The 17,879-nt window shown below is 74.4% G+C and carries 16 protein-coding genes; 11 read left to right on the top strand and 5 right to left on the bottom strand.

Translation table 11 applies throughout. The features are described 5' to 3' along the window. Positions 1-81 precede the first annotated feature (81 nt). From dapB to NT8_RS19995, 6 genes are all read left to right on the top strand, one after another. Entirely contained in the window at positions 82-825 is a 744-nt protein-coding gene (gene dapB, locus NT8_RS20020; RefSeq protein ID WP_217999269.1) for a 4-hydroxy-tetrahydrodipicolinate reductase, read from the top strand. A 179-nt stretch (positions 826-1,004) separates the two neighbouring features. After that, on the top strand, positions 1,005-1,703 hold the full coding sequence (locus NT8_RS31590) for an urease subunit gamma (protein WP_084469118.1): 699 nt from the start codon (positions 1,005-1,007) through the stop codon (positions 1,701-1,703). Then, the gene (locus NT8_RS20010; RefSeq protein WP_067971856.1) at positions 1,696-3,417 is read left to right on the top strand and encodes an urease subunit alpha; all 1,722 of its coding nucleotides are present in this window, start codon (positions 1,696-1,698) and stop codon (positions 3,415-3,417) included. Before NT8_RS31590 ends, NT8_RS20010 begins: the two co-directional genes overlap by 8 nt. Before the next feature lie 16 nt (positions 3,418-3,433). Next, positions 3,434-4,138, top strand: coding sequence for an urease accessory protein UreF (locus tag NT8_RS20005; protein WP_067971852.1), 705 nt, complete (start codon positions 3,434-3,436; stop codon positions 4,136-4,138). Next, positions 4,131-4,883, top strand: coding sequence for an urease accessory protein UreG (ureG, locus tag NT8_RS20000; protein WP_067971849.1), 753 nt, complete (start codon positions 4,131-4,133; stop codon positions 4,881-4,883). Before NT8_RS20005 ends, ureG begins: the two co-directional genes overlap by 8 nt. Next, on the top strand, positions 4,883-5,602 hold the full coding sequence (locus tag NT8_RS19995) for an urease accessory protein UreD (protein WP_067971848.1): 720 nt from the start codon (positions 4,883-4,885) through the stop codon (positions 5,600-5,602). Before ureG ends, NT8_RS19995 begins: the two co-directional genes overlap by 1 nt. 67 nt (positions 5,603-5,669) lie before the next feature. Here NT8_RS19995 and NT8_RS19990 read toward each other — a convergent pair whose 3' ends face one another. The 5 genes from NT8_RS19990 to NT8_RS19970 all read right to left on the bottom strand — a co-directional run bounded on the left by NT8_RS19990 (position 5,670) and on the right by NT8_RS19970 (position 10,734). Next, on the bottom strand, positions 5,670-6,419 hold the full coding sequence (locus tag NT8_RS19990) for an MIP/aquaporin family protein (RefSeq protein WP_067971845.1): 750 nt from the start codon (positions 6,417-6,419) through the stop codon (positions 5,670-5,672). A gap of 153 nt (positions 6,420-6,572) precedes the next feature. Next, the gene (gene glpK / locus NT8_RS19985; RefSeq protein WP_067971842.1) at positions 6,573-8,069 is read right to left on the bottom strand and encodes a glycerol kinase GlpK; all 1,497 of its coding nucleotides are present in this window, start codon (positions 8,067-8,069) and stop codon (positions 6,573-6,575) included. A 179-nt stretch (positions 8,070-8,248) separates the two neighbouring features. Beyond that, the gene (locus NT8_RS19980; RefSeq protein ID WP_067971839.1) at positions 8,249-9,025 is read right to left on the bottom strand and encodes an IclR family transcriptional regulator; all 777 of its coding nucleotides are present in this window, start codon (positions 9,023-9,025) and stop codon (positions 8,249-8,251) included. Positions 9,026-9,159: 134 nt separating this feature from the next. Next, positions 9,160-10,032, bottom strand: coding sequence for a 1,4-dihydroxy-2-naphthoate polyprenyltransferase (locus tag NT8_RS19975; RefSeq protein ID WP_067971837.1), 873 nt, complete (start codon positions 10,030-10,032; stop codon positions 9,160-9,162). Between the two features lie 159 nt (positions 10,033-10,191). Continuing rightward, a complete protein-coding gene (locus NT8_RS19970) occupies positions 10,192-10,734 on the bottom strand; it encodes a GNAT family N-acetyltransferase (protein WP_067971834.1) in 543 nt (180 codons plus the stop codon). A gap of 191 nt (positions 10,735-10,925) precedes the next feature. Between NT8_RS19970 and NT8_RS19965 the strand changes: the two genes are divergently transcribed. The 5 genes from NT8_RS19965 to NT8_RS30465 form a co-directional block, all read left to right on the top strand. Beyond that, entirely contained in the window at positions 10,926-11,303 is a 378-nt protein-coding gene (locus tag NT8_RS19965) for a phage holin family protein (RefSeq protein ID WP_084469117.1), read from the top strand. Positions 11,304-11,638: 335 nt separating this feature from the next. Continuing rightward, positions 11,639-12,616, top strand: a complete 978-nt coding sequence (gene dapA / locus NT8_RS19960; RefSeq protein ID WP_084469116.1) for a 4-hydroxy-tetrahydrodipicolinate synthase — start codon at positions 11,639-11,641, stop codon at positions 12,614-12,616. Then, positions 12,613-14,298: a ribonuclease J gene (locus NT8_RS19955; RefSeq protein WP_067971829.1), complete on the top strand. Its 1,686-nt coding sequence runs from the start codon at positions 12,613-12,615 to the stop codon at positions 14,296-14,298. Before dapA ends, NT8_RS19955 begins: the two co-directional genes overlap by 4 nt. Positions 14,299-14,395: 97 nt before the next feature. Continuing rightward, positions 14,396-16,909 carry a DNA translocase FtsK gene (locus NT8_RS19950; RefSeq protein ID WP_067971827.1) on the top strand — a complete coding sequence of 838 codons (2,514 nt, stop codon included), beginning with the start codon at positions 14,396-14,398 and terminating at the stop codon, positions 16,907-16,909. A gap of 254 nt (positions 16,910-17,163) precedes the next feature. Then, positions 17,164-17,879, top strand: a 716-nt coding sequence (locus NT8_RS30465; protein WP_217999267.1) for a helix-turn-helix domain-containing protein, incomplete at its 3' end; no start/stop codon positions are given.

The following is a 17,879-nucleotide window of genomic DNA, read 5'->3' as shown; positions in this document are numbered from 1 at the left end:
CCCGCCCCGCCCGGCGCCCCGGCGGGGGCGCCGGGCGGGTGCGGTCCGCGCCCCCGCCGCGCCTCCGGTACGGTGAATGCCGTGATCAAGGTAGGAGTGTTCGGCGCCCGCGGGCGCATGGGGTCCGAGGTCGTCACCGCCGTCCGCGAGGCCGGCGACACCGAGCTGGTCGCCGAGGTCGACACCGGCGACGACCGCGCGGTCGCGCGCGGCGCCGACGTCGTCGTCGACTTCACCCACCCCGATCAGGTCATGGACAACCTGCGCTGGCTGATCGCCAACGGCGTGCACGCCGTGGTGGGCACCAGCGGGTTCGACGACGCCAAGCTCACCGAGCTGCGCGGGCTGCTCGCCGAGCACCCCGGCGCCAACGTGCTGATCGCCCCCAACTTCGGCATCGCCGCCGTGCTCATGATGGACTTCGCCCGGCGGGCCGCCCCCTACTTCGAGTCCGCCGAGATCGTGGAGCTGCACCACCCGAACAAGGCCGACGCGCCCAGCGGCACCGCCTACCGCACCGCCGAGCTGGTGGCCGAGGCCCGCGCTGCGGCGGGCGCCGAGCCGATGCCCGACGCCACCACCTCCGAGATCCCGGGGGCGCGCGGCGCCGACGTGAACGGGGTGCGGGTGCACGCCCTGCGCCTGACCGGGCTCATCGCCCACCAGGAGGTCGTGTTCGGCACGCACGGCGAGACCCTCAAGATCCGGCACGACTCCATGAACCGCGCCTCGTTCATGCCCGGTGTGCTGCTGGGCGTGCGCCGCGTCGCCGGGCTGCCCGACCGCCTCACCGTCGGCCTGGAGCCGCTGCTCGGCCTGGCCTGACCCCCGCTCGCGCACGCGCCCGGACCCCGACGGGGCCGGGCGCGCCGCTGTTCCCCGCGCGTCCCGTTCCGCTCGATCTTCGTCATTCGCCGGAAATACCGGCGCAACACGGCGATGATGTCGTCTCAGAGACCCGTCGGCCGGTGGCCGGCGGGACCGCGACGCGTTGGGGGGACCGCATGTTCCTGACTCCGGCCGACACCGAGAAGCTGCTGCTGAGCGTGGCCGGGATGGTGGCGAGAGACCGGCTGGAGCGCGGCGTCCTGCTGAACCACCCCGAATCGCTCGCGCTGCTGTCGTGCTGGGTCATGGAGCGGGCCCGCGAGGGGGCGACCGTCGAACGGCTCATGGCCGACGGCGTGCACGTGCTGTTCACCGAACAGGTCATGCCGGGCGTGCCGGAGATGATCCCCGAGATGCAGGTCGAGGCCACGTTCCCCGACGGCCGCAAGCTCGTCCCGCTGAGCCGCCCCATCCGCCCGCGCATCGGCCCGCAGGTGGAGAACCCGCCGCCCGATCCCGACCATCCGGGCGCGCTGCGCCTGGGCGAGGGCGCCATCCCGATCAACGCGGGCCGCGCGACCCGCGCCGTGGTCGTGTGCAACGACGGCGACCGGCCGGTGCAGATCGGGTCGCACATCCACCTCGCCGACACCAACGCCGCGCTGGTGTTCACCGACCCGGACGACCCCGACGCGGTCCCCGACCGGGAGCTCGTCCGCGGCTTCCGGCTGGACATCCCCGCCGGGACCTCCCTGCGCCTGCAGCCCGGCGACGACAAGCCGGTGACCGTCGTCGCCCTGGCCGGCCGCGGCGCGGTCCCCGGCATCCAGGTCCGCACCACGACCCGCACCCCGCAGGAGGCCCCCGGTGAGTGAGATCCCCCGCGCCGACTACGCGACCCTGTACGGGCCCACGGCGGGCGACCAGCTCCGCCTCGGCGACACCGACCTGTGGATCGAGGTCGAGCACGACCACTGCGCGGGCGGCGACGAGGCCGTGTTCGGCGGCGGCAAGACCATCCGCGAGTCCATGCTGCAGTCCACCCGCACCAGCGCCGAGGGCGCCCTGGACCTCGTCATCACCAACGTCGTGGTGCTCGACCACTGGGGGATCGTCCGCGCCGACGTCGGGGTGCGCGGCGGCCGCATCACCGCCGTCGGCAAGGCCGGCAACCCCGACATCCAGGACGGCGTCCACCCGGACCTGGTCATCGGCCCCGGCACCGAGGTGCTGGCCGGCGAGGGGCGCGTCCTCACCGCCGGCACCATCGACACCCACGTCCACCTCCTCAACACCGACGCCCTGGACGAGGCGCTGGCGATGGGCACCACCACGGTCGTCGGCGGCGGCACCGGCCCCGCCGAGGGCAGCAAGGCCACCACCGTCACCCCCGGCGCGTGGAACCTCGCCATGGTGCACCGCGCGCTCGACGAGGTCCCGCTCAACCTGCTGCTGCTCGGCAAGGGCAACACGGTCGGCGCCGCCGCGCTGCGCGAGCAGGCGCTCAACGGGGCCGCCGGGTACAAGGTGCACGAGGACTGGGGCGCCACCCCGGCCGCCATCGACGCCTCGCTGCGCGCCGCCGAGGAGTTCGGCCTCCAGGTGGCGCTGCACGCCGACAGCCTCAACGAGGCCGGGTACGTGCAGGACACCATCCGGGCCATCCGCGGCCGCGGCATCCACCTGTTCCACTCCGAGGGGGCGGGCGGCGGGCACGCGCCCGACGTCATCGTGCTGGCGGGCGAGCCCAACGTGCTGCCCGCGTCGACCAACCCCACGCTGCCGTTCACCGTCAACACCGTCGCCGAGCACCACGACATGCTGATGGTCTGCCACCACCTCAACCCCGACGTCGAGGCCGACGTCCAGTTCGCCGACTCCCGCATCCGCGACACCACCATGGCGGCCGAGGACATCCTGCAGGACATGGGCGCCATGTCCATCACCTCCTCCGACGCCGAGGCCATGGGCCGCATCGGCGAGGTCGTCACCCGCACCTGGCAGGTCGCGCACGTCATGCGCGCCCGGCACGGGCGCGGCACCAGCGAACTGCCCGCCGACAACGAGCGCGCCCGCCGCTACGTCGCCAAGTACACGATCTGCCCGGCCGTCGCCCACGGCATCGACCACGAGGTCGGCTCCGTCGAACCCGGCAAGCTGGCCGACCTGGTGCTGTGGGACCGCAGGTTCTTCGGCATCCGCCCGGCCGCCGTCGTCAAGGGCGGCGCGCTGGTGTACGCCCCGCAGGGCGACCCCAACGCGACCATCCCCACCGCCCAGCCCATGCTGCTGCGCCGGGGCCTGGCCGCGACGGCGTCCTCGGCGCCGCACCTGTCGGTGAGCTTCGTGGCCCCGGCCGCCCTCGACGGCGGCCTGGCCGACCGGCTCGGCCTGCGCCGCCGCCTGGCGCCGGTGCGCGACACGCGCGGGGTGGGCAAGGCGCAGATGCCCAACAACACCGCGCTGCCCCGCATCGAGGTCGACTCCGAGACCTTCCGGGTCACCATCGACGGCTACGAGGTCGACCCCGACGGCGCCGACCACCCGGTGGCCGAACTCCCGCTCGCCCAGCGCTACAGCATGTTCTGACGGGGCCGGTACCGCCATGACCGACGACACCGGGGCGCTGGGGGCCCTGCTGCTGGCCGACGCCCGGCTGCCCACCGGCGGCCACGCCCACTCCGCCACGCTGGAGGGCGCGACCGCCGCCGGGCTCACCGCCGACCGCGTGGGCGAGTACGTGCGGGCCCGGCTGGCCACCACCGCGCGCACCGAGGCCGCGGCGGCGGTGCTGGCGCTGCGCGCGGCGGGCGCCGCCCCGGCCGGCGCCCCGATCGACTACGGGCCCGTGCAGGCCGCCGTGGCGGCCCGCACGCCCAGCCGCCCGCTGCGCGAGGCGTCGGCCGGGCTCGGCCGCGGCCTGGCCCGCCTCGCCCGCCGCATCGCGCCGGACGCCCCGGCCGTCGCCGCCCTGGACACCGCCGCCGCGGCGACCCCGGGCCTGCGGCCGCTGCGCCCGGTGGTCCTCGGCGCCCTGGGCGCCGTGCTCGGCCTCACCGAGGGGCAGACCGCCCGCGCGGTCCTGTACGACGACGCCCAGACCGTCACCGCGGCCGCGCTGAAACTGCACCCCGGCGACCCGCTCACCGCCGTGCGGTGGGTGCTCGACGCCGCACCCGACATCGAGGAGTCCGTGCGCCGCGCCACCGCGGTGCGCGGGCCCCGCGACCTGCCCGCGGGCTCGGCCCCGCTCATCGACGCGTGGGCCGGCGCGCACGCCCACGCCACAAGGAGGCTCTTCGTTGCCTGAGACCACCACCGCCCCCAGCACCGCCCCCGACGCCGCGCCCACCGCCCGCCGCACCCTGCGCCTGGGGGTCGCCGGTCCGGTCGGTACCGGCAAGAGCTCCCTCATCGCCACCCTGTGCCGGGAGCTGTCCGGCGAACTCGCCATGGCCGTCGTCACCAACGACATCTACACCGACGAGGACGCCCGCTTCCTGCGGTCGGCCGGGGTGCTCGACGCCGAGCGCATCCGCGCCGTCGAGACCGGCGCCTGCCCGCACACCGCCATCCGCGACGACATCACCGCCAACCTCGACGCCGTGGAGGACCTGGAGGCCGAGTTCGCCCCCCTCGACCTTGTGCTGGTCGAGAGCGGCGGCGACAACCTCACCGCCACGTTCAGCCCCGCGCTGATCGACGCCCAGATCTTCTGCCTGGACGTCGCCGGCGGCGGCGACGTCGCCCGCAAGGGCGGGCCGGGCATCGGCCGCGCCGACGTCCTGGTGGTCAACAAGGCCGACCTGGCCCCCTACGTCGGGGTGGACGTGGAGCGCATGGTCGCCGACGCCTCGGCGGCCCGCGACGGCCGCCCCGTGCTCGCGGTCGCGCGCACCGACGCCGCCTCGGTGGCGCGGCTGTGCGACTGGGTGCGCGGCGTGCTCACCGCCCACCGCTCCGGCGCGCACGTCCCGCAGGACCCCGGTCCCATGGCCCCGCACGGCCACGGGCCCGGCGCGGGCCACGGCCACGGGCACGGCCACGCGTCCTGATGGGCGACGCCGGAGCCGCCCTCGTCGCGGTGCGCCGCGCGGGCGGGCGCACCCACCCGCACCGGCTGGAGACCGGGCGCTTCCTGCGCCCGCGGGTCATGCACCGCCCGGACGGCCCGCTGCGGGTCGCCCTGGCCTCGGTCCGGGCGTCGCTGTGCGCGGGCGACGACCTGCGGCTGCGGGTCGACGTCGGTCCGGGCGCCGAACTCGACCTGGTCGACCCGAACGGCACCGTGGCCTACAACGCGCGGGGCGGGTCCGCGGCGTGGAGCGCGCACGTCACCCTCGGCGCGGGGGCGCGCATGACCTGGCGGGAGCCGTCGTTCGTCGTCGGCGGCGGGGCCGACGTGCTGCGCAGCGTCGAGGTCGACCTCGCCGCGGGCGCGGAGCTGCTGTGGCGCGAGGCGCTGGTGCTGGGCCGATCGGGGGAGCGCGGCGGCGCTCTGCGGTCGCTCACCCGGGTGGAGCTGGCGGGGGCGGAGCTGCACGTCGAGGACCTCGACCTGCGCTCGGCGGCCGACCGCGAGCGCCCGGGGGTGCTCGGCCCGGCCCGGGTGCTGGCCCAGGTCGCCCTCTACGGGCGCGTCCCGCCCGGCCCGCCCGACCCGGCGCGGCTCGACCTCGCCGGCCCCGGGGCGCTGTGGCGGTCGGTCACCGACCGCTCCCACCGGGCCGACGCCGTGCTCGACCCGGTGTGGCGGGCGTGGGGCGGGCGCTGACCCCGGACGCGGAAGCGCGCCGGGCCCCGGGCGGGGCCCGGCGCGCGTCGGGGAGCGGGACGGCCGGTCAGCCGCCGAAGCCGAGCAGGTTGAACGTCTGCGCGGCCAGGACGCCGCCGACGATCGGCGCGACCACCGGCACCCACGCGTAGGACCAGTCGGAGCCGCCCTTGCCGGGGATCGGCAGCACCAGGTGGGCCAGCCGCGGGCCGAGGTCGCGGGCCGGGTTGATGGCGTAGCCGGTGGGGCCGCCCAGCGAGAGGCCGATGACGGTCACCAGCAGGCCGACCAGGAGCGGGGCGAAGCCGGTGCCGAACAGGGCCGACAGGTTGGTGTCGCCCTCGCCGATCGGGTTCATGTTGGAGTTGATGCCGAGGATGCCGAACACCAGCAGGAACGTGCCGATGACCTCGGTCAGGAAGTTCGCCGGGATGCTGCGGATCGCCGGGATGGTGCTGAAGACGCCGAGCTTGGTCTCGGGGTCGTCGGTCACCGACCAGTGCGGCAGGTAGGTCAGGTAGACCAGCACGGCGCCGGCGAACGCGCCGGCCAGCTGCGCGAGGATGTAGCCCGGCACCATGCCCCAGGCGAAGTCGCCGATGGAGGCGAGGCCCAGGGTGACGGCCGGGTTGAGGTGGGCGCCGCTGAACTGGCCGACGATGTAGACCGCCATCGCCACGGCCAGGCCCCAGCCGAGGGTGATGACGATCCAGCCGCCGTTGTTCGCCTTGGACCGGGCCAAGGTGACGCCGGCGACGACACCGCCGCCGAGCAGGATGAGGATCGCGGTGCCGACGAATTCGGCCAGGTACTCCATGGTGCCTCCGCCATGACGGGTGGAATCCGGGACGCCGGGTCCCGGCGGAACGGGCGGCGCGTGCGGGGCGCCGACGGGGCCGGCCCGGGCCGCGGCCCGCCGCACGGGGGCGGTGGACCGCGGCCGCGGGCGGCGCGGTGCGGTGGGCGGGGGTCAGGCGGAGTCGCGCTCGACCCAGCCGAGCGTGCGCTCCACCGCCTTCCGCCAGTTGTGGTATTCCCGGTCGCGGACGGCGGACTCCATCCGCGGGGCCCATTCGGCGGCCTTGTGCCAGTTGGCGCGGAGGCTGTCGATGTCGGGCCAGTAGCCGACCGCGAGCCCCGCCGCGTAGGCCGCGCCCAGGCAGGTGGTCTCGGCGACCATCGGCCGCACCACCTCGACGTCGAGCACGTCGGCGAGGATCTGCATGAGCAGATTGTCCGCCGTCATGCCGCCGTCGACGCGCAGGCTCGCCAGGTCGACCCCGGAGTCCTGGCGCATGGCGTCGACCACCTCGCGGGTCTGCCACGCGCTGGCCTCCAGCACGGCGCGGGCCAGGTGGCCCTTGGTGACGTAGCCGGTCAGGCCGGTGATCACGCCGCGGGCGTCGCTGCGCCAGTGGGGGGCGAACAGGCCGGAGAACGCCGGGACGATGTAGCAGCCGCCGTTGTCGTCCACCGTGCGCGCCAGCGTCTCGATCTCGGCGGCGCTGGAGATGAGCCCGAGGTTGTCGCGGATCCACTGCACGAGCGACCCGGTGACCGCGATCGAGCCCTCCAGGGCGTAGACCGCGGGCTGGTCGCCGATCTTGTAGCCGAGGGTGGTGAGCAGGCCGTTGGACGACATCACCGGCTCGGTGCCGGTGTTGAGGACCAGGAAGGTGCCGGTGCCGTAGGTGCCCTTGACGTCGCCGGGGGAGAAGCAGGTCTGGCCGAACAGGGCCGCGTGCTGGTCGCCCAGCGCCGAGGCGACCGGGACCCCGGCGAGGAAGCCGGTGGCCTCGCCGTAGACCTCGGCCGAGGAGGTGATCTCGGGCAGCATGCCCGCCGGGATGCCCATGGCGTCGAGGATGAACGGGTCCCAGTCGAGGGTCTTCAAATTCATCAGCATGGTGCGGCTGGCGTTGGTGACGTCGGTGACGTGCCGGCCGGTGAGCTTCCAGATGATCCAGGTGTCCATGGTGCCGAACAGCACCTCGCCGCGGTCGGCGCGCTCGCGCAGGCCGGGGACCTCGTCGAGCAGCCAGCGCAGCTTGGGCCCGGAGAAGTAGGTGGCCAGCGGCAGGCCGCACCGCTCGCGGAACCGCTCCTGGCCGACCACCCCGGCCAGGTCGTGGATGAGGTCGTCGGTGCGGGTGTCCTGCCACACGATGGCGTTGTGCACGGGCTCACCGGTGGCGCGGTCCCAGACCAGGGTGGTCTCGCGCTGGTTGGTGATGCCCACGGCGGCCAGCCGGTCGGGGGTGAGCGACCCCTTCTCCAGCGCCTCCTCGACCACCGCCTGGACGTTCGTCCAGATCTCGGTGGCGTCGTGTTCGACCCAGCCCGGGCGGGGGAAGATCTGGCGGTGCTCGCGCTGGCCGACCGACACGATCCGGCCGTCGTGGTCGAAGACGATGCAGCGGCTCGACGTGGTTCCCTGGTCGATCGCCGCGATGTACTTCGTGGTCATCCGATAACTCGCCTCCGGCGGAATGGGTCGGTGAACGGCGCGGGGGGTTTTCGCATGGCGTACGACAATGTAGTACGTACGGGATGAAGTGTGATCTAGCTCTCCGGCCATGTCAAGCCATGGCTGTGAACCCTCGGGCGGTCGTCCGCCTTCGGTATCGAATCGTCACATACCGCGCGTCACCAGGGGTGTGCGCCGAGTTCGCGGGAGATGGAGCGCGCCGCGTCGCGCACGTAGGAGACCTGGTCCATCCGCAGGCCGCGCTCGTCGCACAGCCGCTCCACCGCGCCCGACAGGCCGATGGCGCCGACCGCGGTCCCGCTGCGGTCGCGGATCGGGGCGGCGATCGCCACCTCGCCCTCGACCAGCTCCTCCAGCTCCGGCGCCCACCCGTTGGCGCGCACGCTGTCCAGCTCGGCCAGCAGGGCGGGCAGCGTGGTCAGGGTGCGCGGGGTGTAGGACGCCAGCTCCGGGGGGGCGTCCTCCTCGGGGCCGTCGGGGGCGGCCAGCGGGTCGAACGCCATCAGCGCCTTGCCCAGCGCGGTGGCGTGCAGCGGCAGCAGGGAACCGACCTCCAGGGTCTGCCGGCTGTCGTCGGGGCGGAACACGTGGTGCACCACCAGCACCTGCCGCTCGTGCAGGGTGCCGATGCGCACGCTCTCGCCGCTGCGCCCGGCCAGGGAGTCGGCCCAGTTCAGCGCCCGGGTGCGCAGCTCGTTGCCGTCGAGGTAGCGGGTGCCCAGCCGCAGCACGCCGCCGCCGAGGCGGTAGTGGCCGGTGGAGGCGTCCTGCTCCACGAAGCCGACGTGCTGGAGGGTGCGCAGGATGCCGAGCACGGTGCCCTTGGGCAGGTCCAGCGTCCGGGAGATCTCCGCGAGGCTCAGCCCCCGCGCCCCGCCCGCCAGCAGGCGGAGGATGGCGGCGGCGCGTTCGATCGACTGAATCCTGCCTGCCATGCGGTGCTACCACTCCCTAGTACGACAATGTCACACGCTGATCCTACTGCCCTGTGTGACGCGCACTACTGCCGACCGGGGCGCACGCGGGGGAGCGGCCCGCCCCGACGGGCGGGCGCGATCGGCCGGCGGGCTCAGCCCAGGGCCAGGCCCAGCGCGAACAGCGCGCCGAACGCCATCTGCAGCCGCCCGGTCTCGCCCAGACCCAGCACCAGGTCGCGGCCGGTCTGCCCGCCCAGGACCCGGCGCAGCGGGCGCACCGCCAGCGGGGCGGCCAGGAGCACCAGCACCACCCACCACGACGCCGCCGCGGTGACCAGGGCCAGGACGAACGCCGCGACCACGCAGCCCGCGTAGACCCGCCGCGTGGCGCGCTCGCCCAACCGCACCGCCAGGGTCACCTTGCCCGTCGCGGCGTCGGTGGGGATGTCGCGCAGGTTGTTGATCACCAGCACCGAGCACGACAGCAGCCCGATCGGCACCGCCGCCACCCACGCCTGCCACGGCACCGAACCGACCTGCACGAACGTGGTGCCGACCACCGCCACCAGGCCGAAGAACACGAACACCGCGACCTCGCCCAGCCCCCGGTAGCCGTAAGGGCGCCGCCCGCCGGTGTAGAACCAGGCGGCGACGATCGCCGCGGCGCCCACCGCGAGCAGCCACCACGCCGAGACGGCCACCAGGACCAGGCCGAGCACGGCGGCCACCCCGAAGCACGCCCAGGCCGCCGCGAGCACCTGGCGCGCCGGGGCGGTCCGGGTGGCGGTCAGCCGCATCGGGCCGACGCGCTCGGCGGTGTCGGTGCCCCGCACCCCGTCGCTGTAGTCGTTGGCGTAGTTCACGCCGACCTGGAGGGCGAGCGCCACCCCCATGGCCAGCAGCGCCTTCCACCACACGGCGCCGGCGACGCCGAAGGCCGCGCCGGTGCCCACCGCCACCGGGACGATGGAGTTCGGCAACGTCCGCGGGCGCGCCCCCGCCACCCATTCGCTGACCGTGGCCACGCGTCGGTCCTTGTCTGCTCGTCGGCAATCTGCCCACCCACGGTAGCGCCGCCCGGAAGTCCTCTTCGCGGCGGAACGTCGGGAAAAGCGCGTGGGGCGGGCGGCCGGGAGAAGGGGGCGCGCTGGGGCCGGGCGAGCCGGACGGGCGGGCCCGCGCGGCTAACCGGCGATGGCGGCGTGCAGCCGGACCATCGGCAGCGGCCGGCCGAGGTCGAGTTCGCGGCGCGCGCCGTCGGCGCGCCACCCCGTCGCCTCCAGGAACGGCCGCAGGGGGTCGTCGGACTCGGCGACCCACACGACCGCGGTCCGGAAGCCGTCGTCCACCAGGTGGTCCACCACCGCGTTCAGCAGCCGGCTGCCGTGGCCGCGCCGGGCCCGGTCGGGCAGCACGTGCAGGGCCAGGATCTCGGCGTCGGTGCCCGGCCACAGGTCGGGGTCGCCCGCCGGGGCGACCGCGGCGAACCCGGCCACCGCGCGCTCCTCGGTCGCCACCAGCACCCGGTGCCGCGACGACGGCGGGTGCTCCACGGCCGCGCGCCACTGCGCGGCGAACCGCTCCCGCGCCTCGGCCCCCGTCATCTCGGCCAGGGCCCCGGCCGGCAGCCGGTCACCGTAGACGGCGGCCCACGCCGCGACCTGGACCCCGACCACCGCCTCGACGTCCTCGGCGCGGGCGGACCTCACGAAACGATCTGTCGACACGGCAAACGCCCTCACTGTGCTCGGCGCCCGCGCGCGGCGGCGGGCACGGAAATGCTCCCAGCTCGGCGCCGCCCGGCCAAACCGCGCCGCGCCCCGCTCCCCTGAGACCGCCCTGGGGGACGGCCCTGAGTTCTCCCCGCGCTCCGCCCGGCCGCCTTCGCACAGCGGCCCGTCCATGGGAGCATCGAGCCGTGAGCATCATCATCCGAATCCTCGTGAACGCGGTCGCCATCGCGGCGGCGGTGTACCTGATCGACGGGATCGACGTCGAGACCGGCTCGGTCGGCGAGCAGATCGTCGTCTACGTCCTGCTCGGTGTCATCTTCGGCGTGGTCAACGCGGTCATCAAGCCGATCGTCAAGACCGTCGGGTGCGCCTTCTACGTCCTGACCCTGGGGCTGCTGGCGCTCGTCGTCAACGCCCTGCTCCTCCTGCTCACCGGCTGGCTGGCCGGGCTGTTCGGGCTGGCCTTCACCATCGACGGCTTCTGGCCGGCGTTCTGGGGCGCGATCGTCGTCGCGATCGTCAGCTGGGTCCTGAGCCTGCTGCTGCCCGACGGTGACGACTGACCGCCGACCGCTGATGTCCGGCCGTGCGGCGCGGGCGTTCCGGGGCGCCCGCGCCCGCGACCGCGATCGTCAGCCGGGTCCTGAGCCTGCTGCTGCCCGACGGCGACGACCGACCGCCGACCGTGCGGCGCGGGCGTTCCGGGGCGTCCCCGGGACGCCCGCGCCTGTAACGTCGGTCACCCCCGGCGCCCGTGCGGTCCCCGCCGGTCCGGGGCCGCCCACCGCCCTCACCATGACACGCCGGGGCGTCACGGAACGTACGCGATGTTCCGGAAAATCCGCTTCGGCCGGGTCGCATGGCCGCAGGTGGCGTCCCGGCGCGGTACGTTTTCCCTATGTCAGGCAGCACTACGCCGAACGCGCCCTTCGGTCAGATGTTGACCGCGATGGTCACTCCGATGCGCGAGAACGGGGACGTCGACTACGACGGCGCGGCCCGGCTCGCCACCTATCTGGTCGACGAGCAGCGCAACGACGGCCTCATCATCAACGGCACCACCGGCGAGTCCCCGACCACCAGCGACGACGAGAAGGACCGCATCCTCCGTGCCGTCCTGGAGGCGGTCGGCGACCGCGCCGTCGTCGTCGCCGGCGTGGGCACCAACGACACCCGGCACAGCATCGCCCTGGCGGCCGCCGCCGAGCGCGCGGGCGCGCACGGCCTGCTGACCGTGACCCCCTACTACAACAAGCCGCCGCAGGAAGGGCTGCTCCGGCACTTCACGGCCATCGCCGACGCCACCGGCCTGCCCGTGATGCTGTACGACATCCCCGGCCGCACCGGCACCCCCATCGCCTCGGAGACCCTGGTCCGCCTGGCCGAGCACCCCCGCATCGTGGCCAACAAGGACGCCAAGGACGACATCGGCGCCAGCTCCTGGGTCATGGAGCGCACCGGTCTGGCGTACTACTGCGGCTCCGACATGCTCAACCTGCCGCTGCTGTCCATCGGGGCGGCCGGATTCGTCAGCGTCGTCGGCCACATCGTCGGCGCCGACCTGCACGACATGATCGACGCATACCAGTCCGGCGACGTCACCCGCGCCCTGGCCATCCACCGCCGCCTGACCCCGGTGTACACGGGCATCTTCCGCACTCAGGGCGTCATCACCAGCAAGGCCGTTCTCAACATGTTCGGCCTGCCCGGTGGCCCCGTGCGCACGCCCCTCGCCGACGCCTCGCACGAGTTGCAGGCGCTGCTGCGCGAGGACCTCGCCGCAGCCGGGGTCAAGGGCCCCATCGGGCTCGCGCCGCACCAGGCGGTCCCGGCCAGCGTGGTCGGCGTCGAACGGCTGACGGAAGGATCCGCATGAGCCACCCGCACCCCGAACTGGGTCCGCCCCCGCCGCTGGGCAAGGACGCGCTGAGAGTCGTCGCCCTCGGCGGCCTGGGCGAGATCGGCCGCAACATGACGGTCTTCGAGTACGACGGGCGGCTGCTCATCGTCGACTGCGGGGTGCTGTTCCCCGAGGAGGAGCAGCCCGGAGTCGATCTGATCCTGCCCGACTTCGACTACATCCGCGACCGGCTCGACGACGTCGAGGCCCTCGTCCTCACCCACGGCCACGAGGACCACATCGGCGCCGTGCCGTTCCTGCTGCGCGAGCGCGCCGACATCCCGCTCGTGGGCTCGCGGCTCACCCTGGCGCTGCTGTCGGCCAAGTTGGGCGAGCACCGCATCAAGCCCGTCACCGAGCAGGTCGAAGAGGGCGACCGGCGCGCGTTCGGAGCGTTCGACCTGGAGTTCCTCTCGGTCAACCACTCCATCCCCGACGCGCTGGCCGTGGCCATCCGCACCCCGGCGGGCACCCTGCTGCACACCGGCGACTTCAAGATGGACCAGCTGCCGCTCGACGGCCGCCTCACCGACCTGGCCGGCTTCGCCCGCCTGGGCGACGAGGGCGTCGACCTGCTCCTGGCCGACTCCACCAACGCCGAGGTGCCCGGGTTCGTCACCAGCGAGCGCGACATCGCGCCGGTCATCGACAAGGTCTTCGACCAGGCGGACCAGCGCATCATCGTCGCCTGCTTCGCCTCGCACATCCACCGCGTGCAGCAGGTGCTCGACTCCGCCAAGGCGCACGGCCGCAAGGTCGCCTTCGTCGGCCGGTCGATGGTGCGCAACATGAACATCGCCCGCGACCTCGGCTACCTGACCGTGCCCGGCGACCTGCTGGTCGACGTCAAGCAGCTCGACGACATGCGGCCCGAGGACGCCGTCCTGGTGTCCACCGGCTCCCAGGGCGAGCCCATGTCGGCGCTGACCCGCATGGCCAACCGGGACCACCAGATCCGCATCGAGGCCGGCGACACCGTGCTGCTGGCGTCCTCGCTCATCCCCGGCAACGAGAACTCGGTCAACCGGGTCATCAACGGGCTCACCCGCTGGGGCGCCAAGGTCGTGCACAAGGGCAACGCCCTGGTGCACGTGTCCGGGCACGCGTCGGCCGGCGAACTGCTCTACGTGCACAACATGGTGCGGCCGCGCAACTTCATGCCGGTGCACGGCGAGTGGCGGCACATGCGCGCCCACGCCCGGCTGGCCACCCTGGCCGGCCTGGACGAGGACCGGGTGTGCATCGCCGAGGACGGCGTCGTGGTCGACCTGCACCGCGGCCGGGCCCGGATCACCGGAGCCGTGCCCGCGGGCTACGTCTACGTCGACGGCGCCTCGGTCGGCGACGTCACCGAGTCGGCGCTCAAGGACCGCCGCATCCTCGGCGAGGAGGGGTTCATCTCCGTCGTCGTGGCGGTCGACAGCACCTCCGGCAAGATCGTCGGCGAGCCCGAGATCCACACCCGCGGCGCGGGCATCGACGTCGACGCCTACGACGAGGTGATCCCCAAGATCCAGGACTCCCTGGAGCGCGCCGCGCGCGACGGCATCACCGACCCGGCGCAGCTGCGCCAGCTCGTCCGCCGCGGCATCGGCCGCTGGGTCAACGAGACCTACCGCCGCCGGCCGATGATCGTCCCGGTGATCGTGGAGATCTAGCGCGCCTCCCGGGCCGCCCCGCGCCCGCGGGGCGGCCCGGGACACGCCGGGCGGTCAATCCCGGGCCGCGCGGCCCCGGGCTAGTAGGGTGCCGAACATGGCCACCCGTGCGCCCAAAACCCCCAGGCAGAACGGCGGCGGTGCGCCGCGGAGCGCGAACGGCAAGGCGACCCGCAAGGCGCCGGCCCGCCGCCCGGCGGGCGCGTCGGCCGCCCGCAAGCCGCCGCCCCGCTCCAGCGCCGCCGGCGAGGGGCCCATCGCCCTGCTCGTGGTCTGGCTCGGCCGCTGCCTCCTGCTGGTCTGGAAGCTCCTCGCGCACACCGCGGGCGGTATCGCGCGGGCCGCCGGGCGCAGCGCCCGCGACCTCGACCCCGACCTGCGGCGCGACGGCCTGGGCCTGGTGCTGCTGGCGCTCGGCCTGCTCATCGCCGCCGCCGTGTGGTGGGACACCGACGGGCCGCTGCCCGAGGCCACCCGCACCGTCGTCGTGGGCGCGTTCGGCACGTTCTCCCCGGTGCTGCCGCTGCTGTTCCTGCCGTTCGCGTGGCGGCTCATGCGCACCCCCGGCACCGGCGAGACCGACGTCGGCCGGCTGTTCATCGGCTCCGCCGCGCTGCTCGGCGGGCTGCTCGGCCTCATCCACATCGCCCACGGCATCCCGTGGCCCTCCGACGGCCAGGAGGCCATCCAGCGCGCCGGCGGCATCATCGGGTTCGCCGCCTCGGGGCCGCTGAGCACCCTCGTCACCCCGTGGGTCACCGGGGTGCTGCTCGGCCTGCTCGTGGTCTTCGGGCTGCTCGTCGTCACGGCCACCCCGGTGCACCGCATCCCCGAGCGGCTGCGGGGCCTCATGGGCCCGCTGATGGAGCGCGACGGGGGCCCCAGCGCGGGGGTCGGCATCCTCGGCGCCGACACGGCGGAGAAGCCGGCCAAGCCCAAGCGCAAGCGCGCCCCCAAGCCCGCCCCCGAGGCCGAGGACGAGGCCGCCACCGTCGCCGGCGACAACGAGCGCCCCTACGACATCCCGGTCGTCGCCACCGACAAGACCGTGCCCGACCCCATGCCCGCCCCGGCCCCCGCGCCGGAACCCACCCCACCGCCGCAGAGCACCGAGCAGCTGTCCATCCCCTCGCGGGTGGTCGACGGCGACTACGAGCTGCCGCCCCCGGCCATGCTGAAGCCGGGCAGCCCGCCCAAGCCGCGCACCAAGGCCAACGACACCGTCGTCGAGGCGCTGTCGGGCGTGCTCCAGCAGTTCGCCATCGACGCCGAGGTCACCGGGTTCACCCGGGGGCCCACGGTCACCCGCTACGAGATCGAGCTGGGCCGGGCGGTGAAGGTCGAGAAGGTCACCGCGCTCAGCAAGAACATCGCCCTGTCCGTGAAGAGCGCCGACGTGCGCATCCAGTCGCCGATCCCCGGCAAGTCCGCCATCGGCGTGGAGATCCCCAACACCGACAAGGACATCGTCAGCCTGGGCGACGTCATGCGCTCGCCCGCGGCCACCTCCGACGACCACCCCATGCTGGTGGGCCTGGGCAAGGACATCGAGGGCTCCACCGTGGTCGCCAACCTGGCGAAGATGCCGCACGTGCTGGTGGCCGGCGCCACCGGCGCGGGCAAGTCCACCTGCATCAACGGGTTCATCACCTCGATCATGATGCGGGCCACCCCCGACGAGGTGCGGCTCATCCTGGTCGACCCCAAGCGGGTCGAGCTGACGATGTACGAGGGCATCCCGCACCTCATCACGCCGATCATCACCAGCCCGAAGAAGGCCGCCGACGCGCTCCAGTGGGTCGTCGGCGAGATGGACCGGCGCTACGACGACCTGGCGGCGTCGGGCTACCGGCACATCGACGACTTCAACGCGGCGGTGCGCACCGGCGAGCTGACCGCCCCGCCCGGCAGCGAGCGGGTGTACGAGCCCTACCCCTACCTGCTGGTCATCGTCGACGAGCTGGCCGACCTGATGATGGTGGCCCCGCGCGACGTCGAGGACGCCATCGTCCGCATCACCCAGCTCGCCCGCGCGGCGGGCATCCACCTGGTGCTCGCCACCCAGCGGCCCAGCGTCGACGTCGTCACCGGCCTGATCAAGGCGAACGTGCCGTCGCGGCTGGCGTTCGCCACCTCCAGCCTCTCCGACAGCCGGGTCATCCTGGACCAGCCCGGTGCCGAGAAGCTCGTCGGCAAGGGCGACGCCCTGTTCCTGCCGATGGGCGCGGGCAAGCCCATCCGGCTGCAGAACGCGTGGGTCACCGAGAAGGAGATCCGGGCGATCGTCGAGCACTGCAAGAAGCAGGCCGAGCCCAGCTACCGCGAGGACGTCGGCGCCGCCGAGGGGCAGAAGAAGGAGATGGACGAGGACATCGGCGACGACCTCGACCTGCTGCTGCAGGCCGTCGAGCTGGTGGTCACCACCCAGTTCGGGTCGACCTCGATGCTCCAGCGCAAGCTGCGCGTGGGCTTCGCCAAGGCCGGCCGGCTCATGGACCTGATGGAGAGCCGCGACGTGGTCGGCCCCAGCGAGGGGTCCAAGGCCCGCGACGTCCTGGTCAAGCCGGACGACCTGCCCGGCGTCCTGGCCGACATCCGCGGCTCCGGCTGACCGCGCCGCCGCCCCGCCGCGCCGCAGCGTGGGGCGGCGGTTCGCCGCTTCCCGCCGAAGGTTGCCTGTGTTGACCGTTTTTTAACTGGTTCATGGGGTGTGTTCCCGCGACCGGGCCCCGTCCGCCACGCAGAGTGGGAACCGGTGTACTCAGCGGAAGCGCGGGGTGACCGCGAGCCGGAGGCCCGGGCGCCGGGCCCCGCCCCCGGCGGCGCGCGCCCCGCTGACGGACCCCACCTTTGAAGGGGGCGGGCATGACGAGAATCGGCGCCACGCTGGCGGCCGTGCGGGACGAGGCCGGCTACACGCTCGCCGAGCTGAGCGAGCGGACCTGCATCCGCCCGGCGGTGCTGGCGGCGATGGAGGACGACGAGTTCGGGGCGTGCGGCGGCGACTTCTACGCCCGGGGCCACATCCGCTCCGTCTGCCGCGAACTCGGCATCGACGCGGAGCCGCTGGTCGAGCGGTTCGACCGGGACCACGCGAAGCCGCGGCCGCGCACGCCGTTCAAGGCGCAGGCGGTGGTGCCGCCGGGCGGGTCGCGGCCGTCGGCGCCCGAGGACCCCGGCGGCGGACCGGACCCGGGCGAGGAGGAGGTGCGCCGCGTGGCGTCGGAGCGGCCGCACCAGATCGGCTGGGGCGTGCCCGCGCCCCGGGATGCGCAGCGGCCGCCCGCGCCGCGCCGGGAGGCGGGCCGCGACGCGGCCGCCCCCGCCGCCGGTCCGGCCGGGGCCGCCCCCGCCGCGGAGGGCGGTGAGGCCTGGCCCGAATACGCCGAGTACGACGACTGGCCGGAGGTCGACCAGCCGGAGGAGGCCGCCGCCGAGGCGGCGGTCCCGGACCCGGACGCGGTGCCGGTCGACGCGGCGCCCGACCACCCGGTGCCCGGCGAGCCGGCGCCGGTCGAGCCGGTGCCGGTCGAGCCGGAGCCCGCCGTGGCGCCGGCCCCGCCGGCACCCGCCGCGGCGGC

The organism is Nocardiopsis trehalosi NBRC 14201 (genome assembly GCF_001552555.1).
Lineage (GTDB): Bacteria > Actinomycetota > Actinomycetes > Streptosporangiales > Streptosporangiaceae > Nocardiopsis_B > Nocardiopsis_B trehalosi.
This window is presented reverse-complemented; position numbering and strand designations above follow the sequence as displayed.

Coding starts and splice junctions, on each gene's coding strand:
- NT8_RS31590 (WP_084469118.1), top strand. CDS start 1,005: ATGTTCCTGACTCCGGCCGACACCGAGAAGCTGCTGCTGAGCGTGGCC.
- NT8_RS20005 (WP_067971852.1), top strand. CDS start 3,434: ATGACCGACGACACCGGGGCGCTGGGGGCCCTGCTGCTGGCCGACGCC.
- NT8_RS19995 (WP_067971848.1), top strand. CDS start 4,883: ATGGGCGACGCCGGAGCCGCCCTCGTCGCGGTGCGCCGCGCGGGCGGG.
- NT8_RS19990 (WP_067971845.1), bottom strand. CDS start 6,419: ATGGAGTACCTGGCCGAATTCGTCGGCACCGCGATCCTCATCCTGCTC.
- glpK (WP_067971842.1), bottom strand. CDS start 8,069: ATGACCACGAAGTACATCGCGGCGATCGACCAGGGAACCACGTCGAGC.
- NT8_RS19980 (WP_067971839.1), bottom strand. CDS start 9,025: ATGGCAGGCAGGATTCAGTCGATCGAACGCGCCGCCGCCATCCTCCGC.
- dapA (WP_084469116.1), top strand. CDS start 11,639: ATGTCAGGCAGCACTACGCCGAACGCGCCCTTCGGTCAGATGTTGACC.
- NT8_RS19955 (WP_067971829.1), top strand. CDS start 12,613: ATGAGCCACCCGCACCCCGAACTGGGTCCGCCCCCGCCGCTGGGCAAG.
- NT8_RS19950 (WP_067971827.1), top strand. CDS start 14,396: ATGGCCACCCGTGCGCCCAAAACCCCCAGGCAGAACGGCGGCGGTGCG.